Raw genomic sequence first — 19,669 nt, 5'->3', positions numbered from 1 at the left:
TATGCCACCTCGCGTGTTGGCGGTTGAGGGCAAGTGATGCGGCGATTGGTGGGACGCGCGATCGAAAAGGCGCGTTTATGGCGCTGGCAACGCGATCCGCTGCATAGCCTGGCGCTGCGTCGCTGGTTACGGGAACGCTACGGGGTTGACGTCGGGCTCTACACGTACGGCTGCTTCGATCCGTGGCGGATGCCAGGCCCGCTGGTGATCGGGCGGTACTGTTCGATCGCCAGGACGGTCCATTCGGCGCCGATCAACCATCCCATTGCCGCGATCTCGACCCACCCGGTGCTGTACGAGCGGCAGTTCGGCGTGGTGGACGCCGACCTGCATTATGATTCACCGCAGGTCATCGAGGACGACGTGTGGATCGGCCACAATGCGGTGATCCTGCCTGGATGCCGACGGATCGGCCGGGGCAGCATCATCGGGGCGGGGGCGGTCGTGACCCGCGACGTACCGCGCTATGCGATTGTCGCCGGCAACCCCGCGCGCGTGCTGCGCCAGCGCTTCACGCCGGAGGTTCAGGCCGTGCTGGAGCGAAGCCAATGGTGGCAGATGGATCTGGCGCAGCTGCGTGACTTGGTCCTGCGCAACCCCGAGTTCGTGTTTGATCCGGCGGGGCGCGCACACGTCGCCACGGCGGCGGGGCTGGCGAGCGCCGCATGAGCACGATGATGGAGGTCAGCGTGATCATCCCGCATCATGATGATCTGGCGGGGCTTGATCGCTGCCTGGATGCGTTGTCGCGGCAGACCATGGCGCGCGACCGGTTCGAGATTATCGTGGCCGATAACATGAGCATGTGCGGGGAGGACGCCGTGCGTGCGCTGGTGGCAGGGCGAGCGCGCGTGGTGTTGGCGCGGGAGCGCGGGGCCGGGCCGGCGCGCAACGTCGCCGTCGCGCATTCGCGCGGCGCGGTGCTTGCCTTCACCGATGCGGATTGCGTGCCGGCCCCCGGCTGGCTCGAGGCGGGATTGGCGGCGCTATGGGATCATGACTTTGTCGGCGGGCAGGTCGATGTGCTGATCGACAATGACGGGGAGAAGACCGGGTCGGAGGCGTATGAGGCGGTCTTCGCCTTTCGCAACCGGCGCTATGTCGAGCAGCAGGGTTTCTCCGTCACGGCCAATTTGTTCTGTCGCCGGACGGTCTTCGCCGCTTCTGGTCCGTTTCTCGCCGGCACGTCGGAGGATCGCGACTGGTGCGTCCGGGCGCGGGCGCTGGGATTTCGAATCGGCTACGCTCCGGCAGCGGTGGTGGGGCACCCCGCGCGCGGCGACTGGCCGGCGTTGCTGTGCAAATGGCGCCGGCTCAACGCGGAGATGTTCGCCTTTGCCCGCGAGCGCCGGGGCGGGCGGTTGCGGTGGTTCGTGGCAAGCGCGGCGATGCCGGTGTCGATTCTGGTGCATGGGCTGCGCATCCTGACCAGCCCCGCGCTGACCAACTGGCGGGAGCGTCGGCGTGGTCTCGCGACGCTCGCGCGGCTGCGATTGTGGCGCTGTGCCGATGGCATGTTGCGGCTGGTGGGCGCACGCCCGTGATCGAGGTCGCAGTGTGTATCGTGTCGTTCCGTGATCCGGCGCTGGTCGTACAATGCCTCACGGCACTGGCCCGTTCGACGTTCACCGACTTCGCGGTGGTAATCTGCGAGAATGGCGGGGCAGCGGCGCGGCGTGCGTTGCAGGACCGGTTGCCCGCGACGCTGCCCGGCGGGCAGCCGGTCACGGTCGTCCCCCAGTCCGACAATCTGGGCTATGCCGGCGGGGTGAATGCCTGCATCGCCGCGCGGCGCGACGCCGCGGCCTGGTGGGTGCTCAATCCGGACACGACGCCGGAACCCGGTGCGCTCACCGCACTGGTGACGCGATTGGGGCAGGGGGGTTGCGACGCGGTGGGCGGCGTCCTGTACCACCCGGGCGGCCGGGTGCAGGCCTATGGTGGGCGCTGGTACCCGGTGTTGGCGCGGGCAACCTCGATCGGGGTCGGTGCTTCGATCGATGCGCCGCCCGATGCGGCCCGGGTCGAGCGGGACATGAACTATCTGCTGGGGGCGTGCATGCTGGTCAGCCGTGCCTTTGTGCAGACCGCCGGGCCGATGCGGGACGATTATTTCCTCTACGCTGAAGAGATCGAATGGTGCCTTCGCGCGCAGCAGCAGGGCCTGCGGCTGGGCTTCGCCCCAGGGGCCCGTGTCTGTCATGGACAGGGTGGCACCACCGGCTCCGCCGCGGCCATTCGGCAGCGGCCGCGGCTGCCGATCTTCCTTGATGAGCGCAACAAGCTGCACGTGGTGCGCGATACGACGCCGGCGCATCTGCCGCTCGCGGCGGTGTCGGCGCTGGTACTGGGTGCGGCACGCTTCGCCCGGCGCGGCGCGGTGCGGCAATGGCGCGACGCGCTGGCGGGATGGTGGGCGGGCATCCGCAATCATCGTGGCGCGCCCGAGTGGATCGCCTGACGAGCATCAGTCTCGTCGCGCAGTAGGTCGGACACTTCCCGACCAGCAGTTGATTCAAAACATACCGATCGGTATGAATGGTTGTTGACCGGCACTGGCAGCGTCTCTATACCAACCGGTACACAACAGCTGCTCCCGTATCATCGGCCATGATGCGGGAACGGCGCCGAGGATGCCTGGCGACCGACGCCGGGAAGATCAACTGTTCAGATTGCCACCGCCCGCCCGTCGCTCGCGCGACGGTGCCCGGTCGCGCGCCCAACAGGGCAGAAGGGAAGCATCATGGCCTATCTCGCCTTCAACACTATCGACGCTGCGCTTCCGCTGGCGCCGATCGCCGATCCGATCCCCGCCAGCACTGCGCGGGACGATCGCTATGCCGATGATGCCCGCTTCGGCGCGTTGGAATGGTCTGTCATTGCGTTGGCGCGCAATGATCGGCTGTCATCCTTGCGCGAGCCAGGTCGCTTGTCGGTCGCGCTACGGGCGGTGATGCGGCAGAACAATCCCCGTCTTGCCGACGAGCGGCTTGAGGCGTTGCGGCGGATGGCGGTGCTCGCCTGGCACCAGAGCTTCCAGGTCGCGGCAAGCGAGCTTCGCGCCTTCTTCGACGCCGGCTTCACCCATGGTCAGTATGAAACCATGATGGCGAGCATTGCGGCGGCGCGCACGCAGCGCCGCCGTCGCCGCTGAGTGCATCCGCCGGCGCGCTCGTGCGTTGGCTGCGAGGGTGATCGATGCGAGGAGTATCACGCCGACGGGTCCATCAGTCTTGATGTAGTCGTGGCATGTTCGAAGCTGCGGACGATGCGATGTGGGTCAGTATCGTGACCAGATGAGATATGATCTGCATCAATATAGAAGGTGATCGACGTTGCATCTGATATGCGCGACGACAGGATGCGATCTGCGCTTCTTCTTTAATCTTTCGGGGCTGGTCGGGCAAGTTTTTGATTTCATCGGATTGTGTCGGGAACGGGCCCGCTGTTGCACTCGTTAAGGCCGCATTCCTCAGGAGGATGCAATGGCCGACACGATCGACCCGGCGCGTGCCGACGACGCGCCGCTTTCCACATCGAAACACCGCGGTGCTGCCGTGGAGGCAGCGGGCAATGCGACGCTGCCGCATCCGGCGGACGGCAATGCCGATACGCTGATCGGGCGCACCGTGACGATCCGGCGCCCGCGCGCCGAACTATTCGCCTTCTGGCGAGACTTCACCAACCTTCCCCACGTGCTCGAGAATGTCGAGCGGATTGAGGTGCTGGACGACCGCCGCTCGCACTGGACGGTGACCGCACCGGGCGGGAACACCGTCGAATGGGTGGCGGCAATCACCGACGAAAAGGAGGGCGAGTATATCGCCTGGGCGTCGGAGGAGGGTGCGGACGTGTCCAACAGCGGGCGCATCGATTTCCGCGACGCACAGGGCGATCGCGGCACGATCGTCACCGCGACGATCCTTTATGATCCGCCCGCCGGGCTGATCGGCAAGGTCATCGCCAAGATGTTCCAGCGCGAACCCGCCATCCAGGCGCGGCGCGACCTGCGTCGGTTCAAGCAACTGATGGAAACCGGCGAAATCGCCACCGGCGCGCGCAACCGCCGCCTTCTGGACGAGGGGAAGAACTGATGCGAGCATTGGCCTGGCACGGCAAGCATGACGTGCGCGTCGACACCGTCGACGATCCGGAAATCCTCAACCCGCGTGATGCAATCATCAAGATCACCTCGACGGCGATCTGCGGGTCCGACCTTCACCTATACGACGGCTATATCCCCACGATGCAGTCGGGCGACATCCTGGGCCATGAGTTCATGGGCGAGGTGGTCGAGACCGGCCCGAAATCGACGTTGAAGAAGGGCCAGCGCGTGGTGGTGCCATTCACCATCTCGTGCGGCGCCTGCTACCATTGCAGCAAGCACCAATATTCCGCCTGCGACAACGGCCTGCCCGCCGACAACCAGGATCTGGGGCAGGAGATGTATGGTCAGCCCATGGCGGGCCTGTTCGGCTACAGTCACCTGACCGGCGGCTATTCGGGCGGCCAGGCGGAATATGTCCGCATCCCATTCAGCGACGTCGGCCCCATCGTGGTGCCGGACGGCGTCCCCGATGAGAAGGTGCTGTTCCTGTCGGACATCCTGCCCACCGGCTGGATGGCGGCGGAAAATGCCGAGATCGAACCGGGCGACACGGTGGCCGTGTGGGGCTGCGGGCCGGTCGGCCTGTTCGCGGTACAGTCCGCGTTCCTGATGGGCGCGGCGCGGGTGATCGCGATCGATCACTTTCCCCGCCGGCTGGAACTGGCGAAGAAGTTCGGCGCCGAGACGATCAACTTCGAGGAAACCGCCACTTATGAGGCGCTGATGGAGATGACCGGCGGCATCGGGCCGGATGCGTGCATCGATTCCGTCGGCCTGGAGGCGCACGGCCTGTTCGTCGACAATGTCATCGATCAGATAAAGGCGTCGACCTTCCTCGGCACCGATCGCCCGCACTCGATCCGCCAGGCGATCCTCGCCTGTCGCAAGGGCGGGCGGGTGTCGATGCCGGCGGTCTATGGCGGCTTCGTCGACAAATTCCCGCTCGGCGCGTTCATGGAAAAGGGGCTGACGCTCAAGACCGGTCAGACCCACGTCCAGCATTATATGCCGGGGCTGCTAAACGCGATCATGGAGGAGAAGATCGATACGACCTTCCTGATCAGCCACACGCTGCCGCTGGAAAATGCCCCGGACGGCTACCGCATCTTCCACGACAAGCAGAATGAAGTGACCAAGGTGGTGTTGAAGCCGGGTCTTGAGCGGATCGAAATCGACCTTTGAGGAGAGGTGCCATGGCCAATAAGCTCGCCCTTGTTACCGGCGCCTCGACCGGCATCGGCTTCGAACTTGCCACCATCGCGGCCCGGGAAGGTCATGACCTGATCGTGGTCGCCGATGAGGAACTGATCCATGCCGCCGCGCGCGACTTCGAACAGTTCGGCACCAATGTCGTGGCCGTAGAGGCGGACCTTTCCACGCTGGAAGGCGTGGACGCCGCGCTTGCCGCGGCGGCCGGGCGCCAGATCGACCTGGTCTGCGCCAACGCCGGGATCAGCAAGGGCGGGCCCTTCCTCGACGAAAGTATCGAGGATTGGCGCCATTCGATCGACACCAACGTCACCGGCACCGTCTATCTGCTGCAGAAGAGCCTGCGCGACATGGTGGCGCGCGGATCGGGCAAGATCCTGGTGACGGGATCGATCGCCGGCTACATCCCCGGCAGCTTCAACGCGATCTACAATGCGACCAAGGCGTTCATCGACAATTTCACAGAGGCGCTTCGCAACGAGATCAAGGATGTGGACGGCGTGACGCTCACCACGTTGATGCCCGGGCCGGTGGACACCGAATTCTTCGCCCGCGCCGACATGCTCGACACCTCCGTCGGGCAGAGCGAGAACAAGTCCGATCCTGCCGACGTGGCGAAGGACGGCTGGGACGCGTTGATGGCCGGCAAGGGGCACATCGTGTCGGGCCTGAAGAACAAGATCCAGGTGTTGGGCTCCGGTGTCGTGCCGCAGTCGGTGCTGGCGGAGCGGCATCGTGCGATGGCCGAGCCGGGATCGGGCAAGGAATGATCGCCGGTGGCTAGAGCGCCGCGATCCTGGCCTGGAGACGAGCCACGATCGCGGCCACCAGCGCAGGATCGACCGCCGCCCATCCGCCGAAATCCAGCGCGACCCGCCGCGCCGTGGTGAACGCGGAGAAACTGGACAGCAGCAGCAATGCCTCAAGCCGGTCCTCCTGCGCCGGTTCCGCGCGGCCGCCGATCGCCGCCACCAGCCCGGCGACCAGCGTCAGCCCCGGCTCCCACAGGTCGCGGTATAAAAGGTCATGCGCCATCCCCTTGTGGTTCATCTCGCGCATCATGAACGTAGCCCAGCTGTCGTCCTCCGCAACGTCGAGCAGCATCCCTGCGAGCAGCGACACCACTTCCTGCAACGCCGCGCGCGCTACATCCGGTGGCATGGGCATCCCCGCCTGGATCGCCGAAACACCGGTCAGCATGCGCGCGCGATAGCGCTCCACCACATGTTCGGCACAGGCGCGGTACAGGCCTTCCTTGCCCCCGAAATGGTAGGTGATCGCCGGCAGCGCGACGCCAGTGCTCGCGGCGATCTCGCGCGTGCTCGTCCCCTCGAACCCGTGTTTGCTGAACAGCGCCAGCGCCGCGCCGATCAGGCGCTGCCGCGTCTCCGCGCTGCTGCGATACGGCCCGCGCGGCGCGCGCGGGCGAGGGGGAACGGCGCTGGTCACGCCACCCTCCATACGGCCCACCGGGGTTGCGTGACAGCCCATTGCAGCATATCAAATCCTATCGAACGATCGGAATTGGATATGTCAGTCGGACATCAGGGCTATCAGGTGGATTATGCGAACCCGGTGGGGGAGGCGTCGCTCGTCCCGCCGACGTCGCCGCAATGGCGCGTGTTCAAGAACCCGGTGGCGATCGCGGTCGGCGGGGTGGCGGCGGTGCTGCTGGAGTTCGCCGACGCGCGGATACGCTCGGGCGTGTGGGACCACTCCACCTACGAGGTTGATCCGATCGGCCGGTCCAAGCGGACCGGCGTTGCCGCCATGGCGGGCGTATTCGGGCCGGCGAGCACGGCGCGGCGGATCATCGGCGGCGTCAATCGCATGCACCGCAAGGTGACCGGCGAGACGCCCGGCGGCGAAGCCTATCGCGCGCTTGATCCCGAGTTGCTCGACTGGGTCAGCGCCACCGCGGCCTATGGCTTCCTGGAGGCCTATCATCGCTTCGTCGCACCGCTCAGCGAGGCGGAGCGAAGCGCCTATTACCGCGACGGCGAACCCGTGGTGCGCCTGTACGGCGTGGAGAACCCGCTCACCAGCGACGAGGATTTCTTCGCCATGCTGGATCGCTTGCTGCCCCGGTTCGAGGCGCACCCGATCAACCTAGAATTCCTGGCGATCATCCAGTCGGGGAAGGCCGCGCCGGCCGTGCCGCGCTTCCTTCACCAGGCGCTCGCCCGTGCGGCGGTGTCGCTGCTGCCGCCGGCGGTGCGCCAGCGACTGGAGCTGGGCGCCGAATATGATCTGCGGCGCACCGACCGGTTGATGCTGCTCGCAGCCGGCACTCTCGCAGACCGGGTGCGCGACCCGCGTTCGCCCGCGTGGCAGGCGGCACGGCGGCTCGGCCTGCCGGGCGATTTCGCTTGGCGCTCGCCGAGCGCGCAGGCGCGGATGCTGGGCCACGCCGGGATCGGCACACAGGCCGCGCCCGCCACCTGACACAGGTGTCAGGCGCTGCGCCCGGCGGCGCTGCTAGTAGAACAGGATGAAGACGCCCGAAAAGGGCGCTTGAGCTTTGATCGGGGAGAGGATCGATGACCGCAATGGGCCGTACGCGCCGGGCGATGTATTTGGGCGCCAGCATCTTGGCGGTGATGGCAGGCGCCGCGCAGGCGCAGGACGCGGCGGCGGGCGCGCCCGATGCCACCGCGCCGGCGCAGGAGGAAGCGCCGGCAACGACCAGTCAGCAGACACGGCCAAGTGACGCCGCGCTCGGCGACATCGTCGTTACGGCGCAGCGGCGCGCGGAATCGATCAACCGGGTCGGCATTTCGGTGCAGGCGCTGGAGTCCGAGACGCTGCAGGAATTGCGCGTCCAGAACGTGCGTGACCTGACCGCGGTCGTCCCCAGCTTCACCGTCGCGCAAAGCTACCAGGGCGTGCCCACCTACACGCTGCGCGGCATCGGCTTCAATTCGATCAACCTGTCGGCCCAGTCGACCGTCGGCACCTATGTCGACGAGGTCGCCTATGCCTATCCGATCATGAACACCGGCCCGCTGATCGATATCGAGCGGGTCGAGGTGCTGAAGGGGCCGCAGGGTACGCTCTACGGCCGCAACACCACCGCCGGCCTCATCAACTTCGTCACCGGCAAGCCGAGCGAGGATGCGTCGGGTGCGATGTCGGTCGATGTCGGCAACTACCAGACCTTCAATGTCGGCGGCTATGTCACTGGCCCGATCGCCGAAGGTATCCAGGGCCGCATCGGCTATCGCGTCGATCTCAGCAACGAGGGCTGGCAGATCAGCAACAGCCGCCCCAACGAGCGGCTTGGCCGCGTGAAGCGGTACGGCGTGCGCGGCTCGCTGGCGGCGCAGCCGGGTCCGTTCGAAATCGACGTGTCGGCGACCTACTGGGTCAACAAGTCGGACACCGTCGTGGGTCAGGCGATCGGCTTCACCCCCGCCACGACGCCCGGCAGTGGGGGCGCGGCAAGCAACTTCAACGCGCCGGGCGCGGCCGCCTATATCGCTGCCAACCGCCCGACCAGCGGCAGCCAGGCGGACTGGGCGCCCTATGCCCGCCGCTCCGCCGACATCGGTCGCGGTGCTGGCCTGAAGGGGCCGCTGGCCGAGGACAATTACTTCATCGGGCTGAAGGCGCGCGTCCAGCTCGACATTTCGGACAATGTCCGCGCGGTCTCGCTGACCGGCTATAACGAGTTCGATCGCAAGGCGACGTTCGACTGGTCCGGCATCCCCAACGAGGTGCTGATCCAGGAGGCGGACGGCAACATCAAGAGCTTCGCGCAGGAGCTTCGCGTCGAGGGCGATGGCCCCGGCTTCAACTGGCTGGTCGGGGGCTATTACGCCAAGGACAAGATCAGCGACACCAACCGTACCTTGCTGGGCGAGAACGCCAATTCCGCGCTGCTCCGCTTCGCGACGTCGCAGCTGATCAACTCGCCGATCAACACCTTTGGCTATACGCTGGCCGATGCGGCCACGACGTTCCGCACCTACCGCGACGAAGGCGCGTTCGACACGACGACGTGGAGCATCTTCGCCAATGGCGATTATGCCTTCTCCGATCTCGTGAAGCTCACGCTGGGCGCGCGCTACACCCAGGATCTGCAGAAATTCACCGGATGCTCGCGCGATTTCAACGGCAGCATGCAGACCAACATCAACCTGTTCAACCGCGGCCTCTATCAGCAGCTGTTCAACCCGACGCTGCCGCTCGCGGCGCCGATCGGCCGCAACGAATGCAACACCTTCAATCCGGCGACCAACAGCTTCGGCATCGTCAACTCGCGGCTGGACGAGGACAATTTCGCGTGGCGCGCAGCGCTCGACTTCACGCCCAACGCGACGACCTTGTTCTACGCCTCGATCTCGCGCGGGTATAAGTCGGGCACCTCGCCGATCAACGCGGCCAGCAACGCGGCGCAGAACCTGCCGGCCAAGCAGGAGCGGCTGACCGCCTACGAAATCGGTGCGAAGCTGGGCTTCCTCGATCGCCGCGTGCAGCTGAACGTCGCCGGCTTCTATTACGACTATAAGGACAAGCAGATCAGCGCCTATTTCGCTGATCCGATCTACACCGCGCTCGCCCGGCTGGATAACATCCCGAAGTCGGAGGCTTACGGCATCGAGGGCGAACTGACGGTCCGTCCCGCCCGCCCGCTGACGCTGATGGCGAACGCCTTGTGGCTGAAGACGCGGATCAACGGCTATGTCGGCACCAACGCCGCCGGCCGCCCGCAGGATTTCGACGGTGCGCGCTTCATCTACAGCCCGGAATGGACGCTGTCGGGCACCGCGCTGTTCGACCAGCCGGTCAATGACGACGTCAGCTTCACCGCCAACGCGAACGTACGCTGGCAGTCCCGCCAGACGACGATCTTCGAATTCAATCCGCTGTACGACATCAAGCCGTACGCGGTGGTCAACGCCGGCTTCGGCGTGAAGGCGGCGGACGAAAGCTGGGCGGTGAACGTCTGGGGTCGCAACCTCTTCGACGAATATTACTGGAACGCGGTCGCCAGCAACGCCAACATCGTCGTGCGCTTCCCGGGCCAGGTCCGCACATACGGTGCCACCGCGACCTTCCGGTTCTGAGGCGTGGAGAGAGGAGCGGGAGAGGCATGACGAACTTGCCGCCGACATTCGGTGAGGCACTGGCGCGGCACGCGGCGGAACGGCCGCAGCAGGTGGCGCTTCGGTTCGAGGACCGGGTGACCGATTATGCGACCTTCGATGCCCATGCGTCGCAGATCGCCAACGGTCTACTGGCGATGGGGCTGAAGCACGGTGATCGCGTCGCCTATGTCGGTAAGAACAGCGACTGGGCGGTCGAACTGGCGCTCGGCACTGCCCGCGCTGGCATGGTGCTGGTGCCGATCATCTGGCGGCTGGCCCCCGCTGAAGTGGACGGCATCCTGGGCGATTCCGGTGCGCAGACGCTGTTTGTCGAGCCTGCCTTCGCCCGCGACTTTCCGGCCGCGCAGGTGGTGGTCATGGACGACGGCTTCGCCCGCTGGCGCGACGCGCAGAGCAGCACGCCGCCGCCGGTGACCGTCACCGAGGACGACGTGGTGCTCCAGCTTTACACCTCGGGCACCACCGGCGCGCCCAAGGGGGTGATGCTGAGCCACGCCAATGGCATTCAGCAGCGGCAGAAGCAGATCGACGCGCGGATTGACTGGCTGCTCGCTGATCCGGGTGACACCACGATCATCGCCATGCCGTACGGCCATATCGGCGGCGTCGGCGTCGCGCTTGGCGCCGTCAACAGCGGGCAGGAACTCATCATCCACGCCGAATATGAGGCGGGCGCGGTGATGGACGCGATTGCCGAGCATCGCGTCCGCCGGCTGTTCCTGGTTCCGGCCGCGATCGGCCTGATGCTGCAGCATCCCAAGGCGGCGACGGCCGATTTCTCCTCGATCGAGACCCTGTCCTACGGCGCCAGCCCGATCCCGCTGCCGCTGTTGCAGCAGGCGGTGGAGCGGATCGGCTGCGGCTTCGTCCAGGTCTATGGCATGACGGAGACGTGGGGTTCGATCGTCGCCCTCCCGCCAGAGGATCACCTGCCCGGGCGCGAGCACAAGATGACCGCCGCCGGAAAGGCGCTGCCTGGCGTCGAGCTGAAGATCATCGACGAGGATGGCAACACGCTGCCGCCCGGCGAGATCGGCGAGGTCGCGATCCGCAGCCCAAACAACACGCGCGGCTATTGGAACAAGCCGGAGGAAAGCGCCAAGGCGCTGATCGGCGATGGATGGCTGCGCACCGGCGACGCGGGGATCCTTGATGAAGAGGGCTATCTCTATATCCAGGACCGCATCAAGGACATGATCATCACCGGCGCGGAGAACGTCTATCCCGCGGAGGTGGAAAGCGCGATCTACGGCCATCCCGCCGTGGCGGACGTCGCGGTGATCGGCGTCCCCGACCCCAAATGGGGTGAGGCGGTGAAGGCGATGGTGGTGTTGAAGCCCGGCGCCGAATGCGACGGCGATGCGATCATCACCCATGCCCGCGAGCGGATCGCCGGGTTCAAATGCCCAAAGAGCGTCGAGTTCATCGAGGCGCTGCCGCGCAACCCGTCGGGCAAGATCCTGCGGCGCACGCTGCGCGAGCCTTTCTGGTCCGGCCACGAACGGAGAGTGAATTGACGAGCTTCGCACGCACCGACGAACAGCGGATGCTGGCCGAGACGCTGGACGTTGCCCTTTCCAACGGGGCTGACTGGCAGGCGGCCGTGGTGGACACCGGGCTCGGCCAATTGGGCGTGTCGGCGGACGAGGAGGGGCTTGGCACCGACCTGCGCGATGCGGCGGTCGTTGCGGCTGCCTTCGGGCGCGCGAACGCTGCCTTGCCCTGGGCGGAACATTGGGTTGCGACCCGGTTGGGTGCGCGGGGGGAGAATGGCCCGCGTGCGGATGCCGACGTCGCGGCGCTCGCGCGTGCAAGGGAGCCGCGCGAGCGCCAATGGGCCGAGGACGCGCTGACCGTGCTGCATTGCGCGGAGATCGTCGGCCTGTGCCGAACGATGCTGCGCGACGCCGCGACCTTCTCCAAGGAGCGCCGCCAGTTCGGGGTCGCGATCGCCAGCTTCCAGGCGCTGCGCCATCGCATGGCGGACATGGCGATGATCCTTGAGCAGGCTGAGGCGATCACCGGCGCGGCGATCGCTGCGTTCGATGGCGATGAGACCGGCCGTGCGCGGGCGGTGTCCGCCGCGCGCGTCGTGTGCGACGACGCCGCTCGCCTAATCGGGGAGGGCGCGGTGCAGATCCACGGCGCGATGGGGCTGACCGCGGAGTTGCGGCTTGGCGGCTATTTCCGCCGCGCGCGCACGCTGGCGCAAGGCGACGGCACCGCCCGCCATCACCTGCGACGCTACGCCGCCTGACGAACCCCCTGATCCGGTCTTAACGGGCGTCCGGCCGTCGCGCGGACGTCCACCAGGTCCAGCCGGTTACGCCGCCGCTCGCTGCGCCGAGGCCAGCGAGCCAGTAGCCATCGCGCACGTCGATCACGAAGACGAGCAGCGCGGCAAATGCTGCGCCGGCGACAAGGCCGCCCGCACTATAGGCCAGCGCGCTTTCGCGATCATGGCGGGCCAGCCACGCCGTGAACGGCAGACCGATCAGCAGCGTACCGCCCGCCACGATCGGCGCCGCCACCAGAAGTGGCGCAATCGCCAGCAGCAGCGAGGCCGGAATGTCGGTGGCCTGCTCGACCCGGGTAAGGCCGAGCAGCGCGAAGAAGGTGGAAAAGAGCAGATAGGGCGCCGCCCCGACGAGCGCGCCGGCGAGTACCGATTTGGCAAAAGCCCGTATCATGCCCCATCACAACAGGTGCGCGGCCAAACGGCAACATGCCTCGGCGCGGGCGACAATTTCCGAGGGATGGGCACACCGGTCACCATGTGCGGGTTATCCGGAGGAGGGCTGAAATGCCAGTCGAGGCGCTAGACCATGTTCAACTTGCCATGCCGCCCGGCAGCGAGGATGCGGCACACCGCTCCTACGCCGGATTGCGGGTATTCCGAAGTCCCGAGCCGCCCATCTCGCCGGACGCGGCGGCTGCTGATTCGTCCTCACCTTGAGCCATCAGGGGCAGACGGATCGATGATCCCGTCACCGTTCTCGCCGCCGCCCGCCCCGTGAACTGTGGAAGGCGACGGTTTCCCGCTCAGGCCGCCTGATCCACCACGACTCGCGCGATCAGGTCGCGCTGGATCTCGTTCGATCCGGCGTAGATGCTGGCCGCGCGATTGTTCAGATATTTGGGCATGGCGATTGCGATTGCGTCGGGCGCGTCCTCGAGGTCGCCCTCCCAGTCGGCAGCGATCTCCAGCGCGAGCAGGTCGATCCGCTGCGATGCTTCGGTGCCCAGCACCTTCAGCATCGACGGCCGCACTGCGTCGGCAGGCCCGCCGCCTTCCAGTCCCGCCAGTTCGATGGCGCGCAAGGCATCAACCGCGATCGCCTCGCGGGCCAGCCGCTCGCGATTGCCCTCGTGGCTCAGCCAGCCGGTGGCCTCCGCCGCCTCGCGCACCATGTCGAGGAACGCGGCAAGGCCCGGGGCGTAGCGGCCCGACCGTTCGAAGGTCAGGAGGTGCTTCGCCACGGTCCAGCCGTCATTCTCCTCGCCCAGCCGCCCGCTGACGGGGACGCGCACGTCGTCGAAGAACACCTGGTTGAATTCATGCTCGCCGGCCAGCGTGTGGATCGGCGACACGGTGATGCCCGGCGTGTTCATCTCCAGCAGCAGGAAGGTGATTCCGGTCTGCGGCCGCCCCTCGGTGCTGGTGCGCACCAGGCAGAACATGCGGTTGGCGAAATGCGCATGCGTGGTCCAGATCTTTGAGCCGTTCAGCACGTAATCATCGCCATCCCGCACGGCGCGCAGTTTCAGCGAGGCGAGGTCGGATCCGGAGCCGGGCTCCGAATATCCCTGGCACCAGCGATCCTCGCCCGACAGGATGGGCGGCAGCAGCGTCGCCTTCTGTTCGGGCGACCCGTAGTGCATGATGACCGGCGCCACCATCTTCAGCCCCATCGGTGACAGGCCGGGCGCGTGCGCGCGGGCATATTCCTCCGCCCAGATATAGCGCTGGATCTCGTTCCAGCCGGTCCCGCCATATTCGACCGGCCAGTCGGGCGCGGCCCAGCCCTGCGCGTGAAGGATACGCTGCCACGCGTCGGCGACATCGGGGTGCAGGAACACGCTCGTCCCACGCCGGGCGCCGCGGCGCAACTCGGGCGTCAGCTTCTCGGACAGGAAGGTGCGCACCTCATCACGAAAGGCGCGCGCGTCTGCGCTGTTCAGGCTCTCCATGCCGCCACCGTGCGCGCGGCGCGCCCGCCATGCACCTGACGCTCTTGTCAGGGAGCACGCTTGTCAGGGAGCAGGCTTGTCAGGCGTGCGGGCCGAGGAATCCGTGGCCGGTGGCGATCTGGATCATCCGCGCGCGCGTGGTCGCGCCCAGCTTCTCCGCCGCATTGCGCAGGTGGAAGCGGACGGTGGACACCGACAGCGACAGGATCGTGCCGATCTCGGCATTGGTCTTTCCGGCCGCGGCCCAGCGCACGCATTGCGCCTCGCGCGCGGACAATTGCCCCGGCGGCGTGCGCACGCGCCGCATCGTCAGCTCGGTATGAGCGGCGAGCAGGCGATAGGCGAGCGCGAACAGCGGCTCCGCCCATTCGGCAAAGATCGCCGGCATGTCGACCGGCTGGGTCGCGACCCACAGCACCGTGCCTACCTGGCCTCCGGCCAGATGCACCGGCGCGATCAGCGCGCCCGTAAAGCCGAATTCCTCCGTCACCCGCGAACAATCGATCGCCTCGAGCAGCCCCGTCGCGCGCCACGATCCCAGCCGCCCGTCGGCATACCAGATCGGCTCGGCAAAGATCCGCGCGGCGTGAAGGAAGCTGGATCGCAGCGCCAGGCTGCGGTTGCGCCAATAGGTGTCGTTGGCGCACACCCACGGCATCCGCTCGGCATAGGCGCGGCCGTCGCGATCGGCCATCGGCACCGGATCGCCGAGGTCGCTCTGCGCCGCCACATAGGGGAGGCCGACGCGTGCGCCATAGGCGACTACCTCGGCCGCCAGTGCGTCCACATCCTCCCACGACAAGGCTGCCGATCGATCCGACTGCATCTGTGCTCCCGCTCCCTGCCGCTGCGCTAGCCGCCCGCAATGGTGGCGACAAGGGCAGGTCTTGCGCTCGTCCGCGGATCACGCGATGGAGGGGCGTAACTATAGTTATGGTACGGAGGGGAAAGCCATGAGCCAGGATTATTCCGGCAAGCACGTGTTCGTCGCGGGCGCATCGAGCGGCATCAATCTGGAGATCGCGCACAGCTTCGCGCGGGCCGGCGCAAAGGTGACGGTGCTGAGCCGCAGCGCCGACAAGATCGAGGCTGCCGCGCAGGGCATCCGCGATGCCGGTGGCGAGGCACTCGGCATCGCCTGCGACGTGCGCGACTATGACGGGCTGGAGGCCGCCTATGCGCAGGCGACGGCCAAGTTCGGTGCGATCGACGTGCTGATTTCGGGTGCGGCGGGCAATTTCCTTGCGCCTGCGGTGAAGCTGTCGGCCAATGCCTTCAAGACCGTGGTCGACATCGACCTGCTTGGCACGTTCAACGTGTTCCGCGCCAGCTACGATCACCTGACCAAGCCGGGCGCATCACTGATCGCGATCACCGCGGGGCAGGCGGTGCATCCGTCCGCGTTCCAGATCCACGCCTGCGCCGCCAAGGCCGGCGTCAACATGGTCACCAAGTGCCTGGCGCTGGAATGGGGACCGGCCGGGATCCGCGTCAACGGCATCTCGCCCGGCCCGATCGGCGATACCGAGGGGATGAAGCGTCTTGGCGGTGATCCCGCGCGCGAGGCGCAGATCAAGGGCCGCCTCGCGCTGCGCGATTACGGCACCAAGTCGGATGTGGCCGAGGCGGCGCTGTGGCTGTCCAGCCCGGCGGCAAAATATGTCACCGGCGCGATCCTCAACGTCGACGGCGGCAGCGATCTGGGCGACGCCAGCGCCAACGCACTCGGCTGATCCACCAACGGCACGCCACCCTTGTCTGTGGGTGGCGTGTCGATCAGTCGCGGCGGGCGGAAATGCCCAGGTCCGCTGGGCCAAAGGCGTCGGGCAGCAACTCCGAAAGGCGATAGCTGGTCAGCGCGTCGCCCTCGGCGCCCGCGCAATGCACGCGGATGTCGCGCCCGCCGATCTGCGCCGCCTCGTTGATCACCTGTCGGCAGCGGCCGCACGGGCGCACCACGTCGGCGCCGACGATCGCGCCATCGCGGATCATGCCGCCCACGACGCCGATCGCCACCACATCGGCCAGCCGCCCCTGTGCGTTGACCGTGGCGATCGCCACCGTTTCCGCACAAAGCGACAGGCCGTAGCTGGCGTTCTCGAAATTCGCCCCGCTCACCACCTGGCCGTCGCTCAGCAGCACCGCCGCGCCGACGCCGAAGTTGGAATAGGGCGCATGGGCATTGCGCGCCGCGGCACGGGCTTGGTCGATCAGGGTAGTCGCTTCGTCGTTCATGATGCTGCCACGTTCCAGTTCACGGGACCGTCGATGCCGTCGATCCGCCGTATGTCGCTCGCCCGCCACATGCGCCACGGCCGGGCGGCATAATCGGGCTTGAAGAAGAAACCGCTCGCCCACACCGGGCGGGGGAGGGCGCTCGCCAAGTCATAATCGCGCTCGAACGCGCGCGATACGCGCAGCAGCACGGGCTTGCCGGTATGCGCCTCGATCAGCGCCGCGGCGCTGCGCACATCCTCGATCAGCGTCGCGGCGTCGGGGCGGTTGGCGCAATCCTCGGCAAAGTCGAAATCGATCGCCGCGGGCAGCGCCTCCTCATCACGCGGGACCATGGTGTTGAAGGCATTTGCCTGGTCGATCGCCGGGTCGCACAAGGACCAGCGGTGCACCGCCCCTCGTCGCATCCCGGCGCCGGCGATTCCCTCCCAATTCTCCTCGAACCGCTGGTCGCGCCGCCGCGCCCCATGCGTCGCGGTGGCATAAGCGAAATCGGCTCCGCCCCCGGCGACGACCTTCCACTCCACTGCGCCATTGGCATCGCTCACGTCGACGCCCTGCACCGCATAGTCCGCCACCGCCGGATGCCATTGCACCGCCGCACGCCAGGCAAACAGCGCGCCAACGACAAGCACGCCGACGAGCAGCAGGAAACGCCTCAACCGAAACAAGACAAATCAACCCTTGATGTGAAGCACGCAGATCAGCGTGAACAGCCGGCGCGCGGTATCGAAATCGAGCTCTATCTTGCCCGCCAGTCGATCCTTCAGCAACTCCGCCGCTTCATTGTGAATCCCGCGACGGGCCATATCGATCGTCTCGATCTGCTGCGGCGTGGATTGCCGGATCGCCTGGTAATAGCTGTCGCAGATCGCGAAATAATCGCGGATCGGGCGGCGGAACCGCCCCATGCCCAGGATGTGCGCCTCCAGCGGGCTGCCATCCTCGCGTTTGATCTGCAGGATCAGCCGTCCTTCCTCGACCGACAGTGCCAGTCGGTAGGGCCCGGCATAGCCATCGGGATGCTGTTTCTGCGGGGCGAAGTAATTGCCCTCGATCAGGTCGAAGATCGCAATCCGCCGTTCCTGCTCGATATCGGCCGAACGCCACAGGATCGTGCGCTCGTCCAGTTCGATATCGATGATCCGGGGATCGGCCATCACGACCCGATACTGGCCAACGGCGGGCGCGGCAATGAGGGGTGCGGCAATCTCATCCACAGCTTTCAACGTCCTGCCGGTTCACGCAACGCGCGATCGGGGGTAGATGCGGTCGTCTGATGGCTACTCTGGCATTTCCCCAACCGGCTCCGGCCGAACCCGTTCAGCTGCCCCGCAACGTCGAGGCGGAGGCCGCGCTGCTCGGCGCGATGATGATCGACAATCGGCTGGCCGACGATATCGCCGACCGGCTCGACCCGGCCCATTTCTATGAGCCCGTCCACGGCCGCATCTTCGCCGCGATCAAGACGCTGCGCTCGAACGACATGTTGGCGACCCCGGTCACGCTACGCCCGATGTTCGAGGCGGACGAGGGGATGCGCGAACTTGGCGGCCCGGCCTATCTCGCACAGCTCACCGGCTCGGGCGCGGGCCTGATCGGCGCACGCCAGTTCGCGCAGCAGATCTACGACCTCGCCATGCTCCGCTCGCTGGTGACGGTCGGGCGCACGTTGGTCGAGCGCGCGATGGACACGTCGGAGGAGGTGAACCCGCGCGCCCAGATCGAACTCGCCGAGGAGGAACTGTTCAAGGTCGCCGCCGACGGCACGACCGAGAATGCGATCAAGAGCTTCGCGCAGGCGACCAAGGTCGCGCTGAAGATGGCGGAGACGGCGCTGAACTCCGGCGGCAAGGTCTCGGGTATCACCACCGGGTTCGACACCGTCAACGCCCGCATCGGCGGCATGCACCGGTCGGACTTGATGATCCTCGCCGGCCGTCCGGGCATGGGCAAGACCTCGCTCGCCACCAACATCGCGTTCAACGCCGCGCAGCGCTGGATGATGGACATGAAGGCCGGCATTGCCCCCAGCGAATCGATCGGCGCAAAGGTCGCTTTCTTCAGCCTCGAAATGTCCGCCGATCAGCTGGCGACGCGTATCCTTGCCGAGCAATCGCGCATCACGTCGGAAAAGCTGCGTCGAGGTGACATCAGTCGCGCCGAATTTCACCAGCTCGCCGCGGCGGCGGCTGATCTCGAAAGCCTGCCGCTGTTCATCGACGACACCGGCGGCCTGTCGATCAGCGCGCTTCACACCCGCGTCCGCCGGCTGCAGCGGCGCCACAATAACGAGATTGGCCTCGTCATCGTCGATTACCTTCAGCTGCTCTCGGGCAGCGGCAAGGCGAGCGACGGCAACCGCGTGCAGGAAATTTCGGAAATCAGCCGTGGCCTGAAAACGCTGGCAAAGGATCTGCACGTCCCGGTGCTCGCGCTCTCACAGCTCAGCCGTGCGGTGGAGCAGCGCGAGGACAAGCGCCCGCAGCTGTCCGACCTTCGCGAATCCGGCTCGATCGAGCAGGACGCCGACATGGTCTGGTTCGTGTTCCGCGAGGATTATTACGTCGCCGCCAAGGAGCCCAAGCGCCCGACCGAAGGCGACGCGGCGAAGATCTTCGAGGATCACGCGCAATGGGCCAGCGACATGGAGCGCGTGTATGGCCTTGCCGAGCTGATCATCGCCAAGCAGCGTCACGGCGCGACCGGCAAGGTGACGATGAAGTTCGACCCCAGCGTGACGCGTTTCAGCGACTACGCCGGCTATTGATCGCGCGGCGGGGCCGGGCGGCGACGGTCGCCCGCCCCGCGACGC

The 19,669-nt window shown here is 66.7% G+C and carries 20 protein-coding genes; 13 read left to right on the top strand and 7 right to left on the bottom strand.

Translation table 11 applies throughout. The annotated features are described in order from the left end of the window. Window positions 1-36: 36 nt before the first annotated feature. The 7 genes from ACH0BU_RS11700 (at window position 37) to ACH0BU_RS11670 (ending at window position 6,087) form a co-directional block, all read left to right on the top strand. Window positions 37-669 carry a CatB-related O-acetyltransferase gene (locus ACH0BU_RS11700; protein ID WP_500264034.1) on the top strand — a complete coding sequence of 211 codons (633 nt, stop codon included), beginning with the start codon at window positions 37-39 and terminating at the stop codon, window positions 667-669. Next, the gene (locus ACH0BU_RS11695; protein WP_241212635.1) at window positions 666-1,544 is read left to right on the top strand and encodes a glycosyltransferase family 2 protein; all 879 of its coding nucleotides are present in this window, start codon (window positions 666-668) and stop codon (window positions 1,542-1,544) included. The genes ACH0BU_RS11700 and ACH0BU_RS11695 overlap by 4 nt, the downstream gene beginning before the upstream one ends. Continuing rightward, entirely contained in the window at window positions 1,541-2,461 is a 921-nt protein-coding gene (locus ACH0BU_RS11690) for a glycosyltransferase family 2 protein (protein WP_241212634.1), read from the top strand. Before ACH0BU_RS11695 ends, ACH0BU_RS11690 begins: the two co-directional genes overlap by 4 nt. 282 nt (window positions 2,462-2,743) lie before the next feature. After that, a complete protein-coding gene (locus tag ACH0BU_RS11685; RefSeq protein WP_046411046.1) occupies window positions 2,744-3,154 on the top strand; it encodes a hypothetical protein in 411 nt (136 codons plus the stop codon). A gap of 331 nt (window positions 3,155-3,485) precedes the next feature. Further along, complete coding sequence (locus tag ACH0BU_RS11680) at window positions 3,486-4,094, top strand: SRPBCC family protein (protein WP_296218401.1); 609 nt, start codon at window positions 3,486-3,488, stop codon at window positions 4,092-4,094. After that, a complete protein-coding gene (locus tag ACH0BU_RS11675) occupies window positions 4,094-5,290 on the top strand; it encodes a zinc-dependent alcohol dehydrogenase (RefSeq protein WP_046411042.1) in 1,197 nt (398 codons plus the stop codon). Before ACH0BU_RS11680 ends, ACH0BU_RS11675 begins: the two co-directional genes overlap by 1 nt. An 11-nt stretch (window positions 5,291-5,301) precedes the next feature. Continuing rightward, a complete protein-coding gene (locus ACH0BU_RS11670; RefSeq protein WP_046411040.1) occupies window positions 5,302-6,087 on the top strand; it encodes an SDR family NAD(P)-dependent oxidoreductase in 786 nt (261 codons plus the stop codon). 10 nt (window positions 6,088-6,097) lie between these two features. On the opposite strand, the gene ACH0BU_RS11665 is transcribed toward ACH0BU_RS11670, so the two are convergent. Further along, window positions 6,098-6,766 (bottom strand): CerR family C-terminal domain-containing protein, encoded by a 669-nt coding sequence (locus ACH0BU_RS11665; protein ID WP_296218398.1) that lies wholly within the window; start codon window positions 6,764-6,766, stop codon window positions 6,098-6,100. 81 nt (window positions 6,767-6,847) lie between these two features. On the opposite strand from ACH0BU_RS11665, the gene ACH0BU_RS11660 reads away from it, so the two are divergent. From ACH0BU_RS11660 to ACH0BU_RS11645, 4 genes are all read left to right on the top strand, one after another. Further along, on the top strand, window positions 6,848-7,762 hold the full coding sequence (locus tag ACH0BU_RS11660; RefSeq protein ID WP_296218396.1) for an oxygenase MpaB family protein: 915 nt from the start codon (window positions 6,848-6,850) through the stop codon (window positions 7,760-7,762). A gap of 95 nt (window positions 7,763-7,857) precedes the next feature. Beyond that, on the top strand, window positions 7,858-10,386 hold the full coding sequence (locus tag ACH0BU_RS11655; RefSeq protein ID WP_296218395.1) for a TonB-dependent receptor: 2,529 nt from the start codon (window positions 7,858-7,860) through the stop codon (window positions 10,384-10,386). Between the two features lie 26 nt (window positions 10,387-10,412). Beyond that, window positions 10,413-11,945, top strand: a complete 1,533-nt coding sequence (locus tag ACH0BU_RS11650) for a fatty acid--CoA ligase (protein WP_296218393.1) — start codon at window positions 10,413-10,415, stop codon at window positions 11,943-11,945. Then, window positions 11,942-12,685: an acyl-CoA dehydrogenase family protein gene (locus ACH0BU_RS11645; protein ID WP_296218391.1), complete on the top strand. Its 744-nt coding sequence runs from the start codon at window positions 11,942-11,944 to the stop codon at window positions 12,683-12,685. Before ACH0BU_RS11650 ends, ACH0BU_RS11645 begins: the two co-directional genes overlap by 4 nt. A gap of 19 nt (window positions 12,686-12,704) precedes the next feature. On the opposite strand, the gene ACH0BU_RS11640 is transcribed toward ACH0BU_RS11645, so the two are convergent. From ACH0BU_RS11640 to ACH0BU_RS11630, 3 genes are all read right to left on the bottom strand, one after another. After that, window positions 12,705-13,118: a hypothetical protein gene (locus tag ACH0BU_RS11640; protein ID WP_296218389.1), complete on the bottom strand. Its 414-nt coding sequence runs from the start codon at window positions 13,116-13,118 to the stop codon at window positions 12,705-12,707. A 352-nt stretch (window positions 13,119-13,470) separates the two neighbouring features. Further along, on the bottom strand, window positions 13,471-14,619 hold the full coding sequence (locus tag ACH0BU_RS11635) for an acyl-CoA dehydrogenase family protein (protein ID WP_296218387.1): 1,149 nt from the start codon (window positions 14,617-14,619) through the stop codon (window positions 13,471-13,473). Between the two features lie 79 nt (window positions 14,620-14,698). After that, a complete protein-coding gene (locus ACH0BU_RS11630) occupies window positions 14,699-15,445 on the bottom strand; it encodes a helix-turn-helix transcriptional regulator (RefSeq protein ID WP_046411027.1) in 747 nt (248 codons plus the stop codon). 127 nt (window positions 15,446-15,572) lie between these two features. On the opposite strand from ACH0BU_RS11630, the gene ACH0BU_RS11625 reads away from it, so the two are divergent. Then, entirely contained in the window at window positions 15,573-16,352 is a 780-nt protein-coding gene (locus ACH0BU_RS11625) for an SDR family oxidoreductase (protein ID WP_046411025.1), read from the top strand. A 43-nt stretch (window positions 16,353-16,395) separates the two neighbouring features. Here ACH0BU_RS11625 and ACH0BU_RS11620 read toward each other — a convergent pair whose 3' ends face one another. From ACH0BU_RS11620 to ACH0BU_RS11610, 3 genes are read right to left on the bottom strand one after another with little or no spacing between them, the layout of a single operon-like run. After that, window positions 16,396-16,854, bottom strand: a complete 459-nt coding sequence (locus ACH0BU_RS11620; protein WP_125945799.1) for a cytidine deaminase — start codon at window positions 16,852-16,854, stop codon at window positions 16,396-16,398. Beyond that, window positions 16,851-17,516, bottom strand: coding sequence for a GH25 family lysozyme (locus ACH0BU_RS11615; protein WP_314470221.1), 666 nt, complete (start codon window positions 17,514-17,516; stop codon window positions 16,851-16,853). The genes ACH0BU_RS11620 and ACH0BU_RS11615 overlap by 4 nt, the downstream gene beginning before the upstream one ends. 15 nt (window positions 17,517-17,531) lie before the next feature. After that, window positions 17,532-18,014, bottom strand: coding sequence for a UPF0262 family protein (locus ACH0BU_RS11610; RefSeq protein WP_046411846.1), 483 nt, complete (start codon window positions 18,012-18,014; stop codon window positions 17,532-17,534). A 119-nt stretch (window positions 18,015-18,133) separates the two neighbouring features. Between ACH0BU_RS11610 and ACH0BU_RS11605 the strand changes: the two genes are divergently transcribed. Continuing rightward, window positions 18,134-19,624 (top strand): replicative DNA helicase, encoded by a 1,491-nt coding sequence (locus ACH0BU_RS11605; protein ID WP_046411019.1) that lies wholly within the window; start codon window positions 18,134-18,136, stop codon window positions 19,622-19,624. The last annotated feature ends 45 nt before the right edge of the window (window positions 19,625-19,669 follow it).

This window comes from Sphingomonas olei (genome assembly GCF_045369765.1).
GTDB lineage: Bacteria > Pseudomonadota > Alphaproteobacteria > Sphingomonadales > Sphingomonadaceae > Sphingomonas > Sphingomonas panaciterrae.
This window is presented reverse-complemented; position numbering and strand designations above follow the sequence as displayed.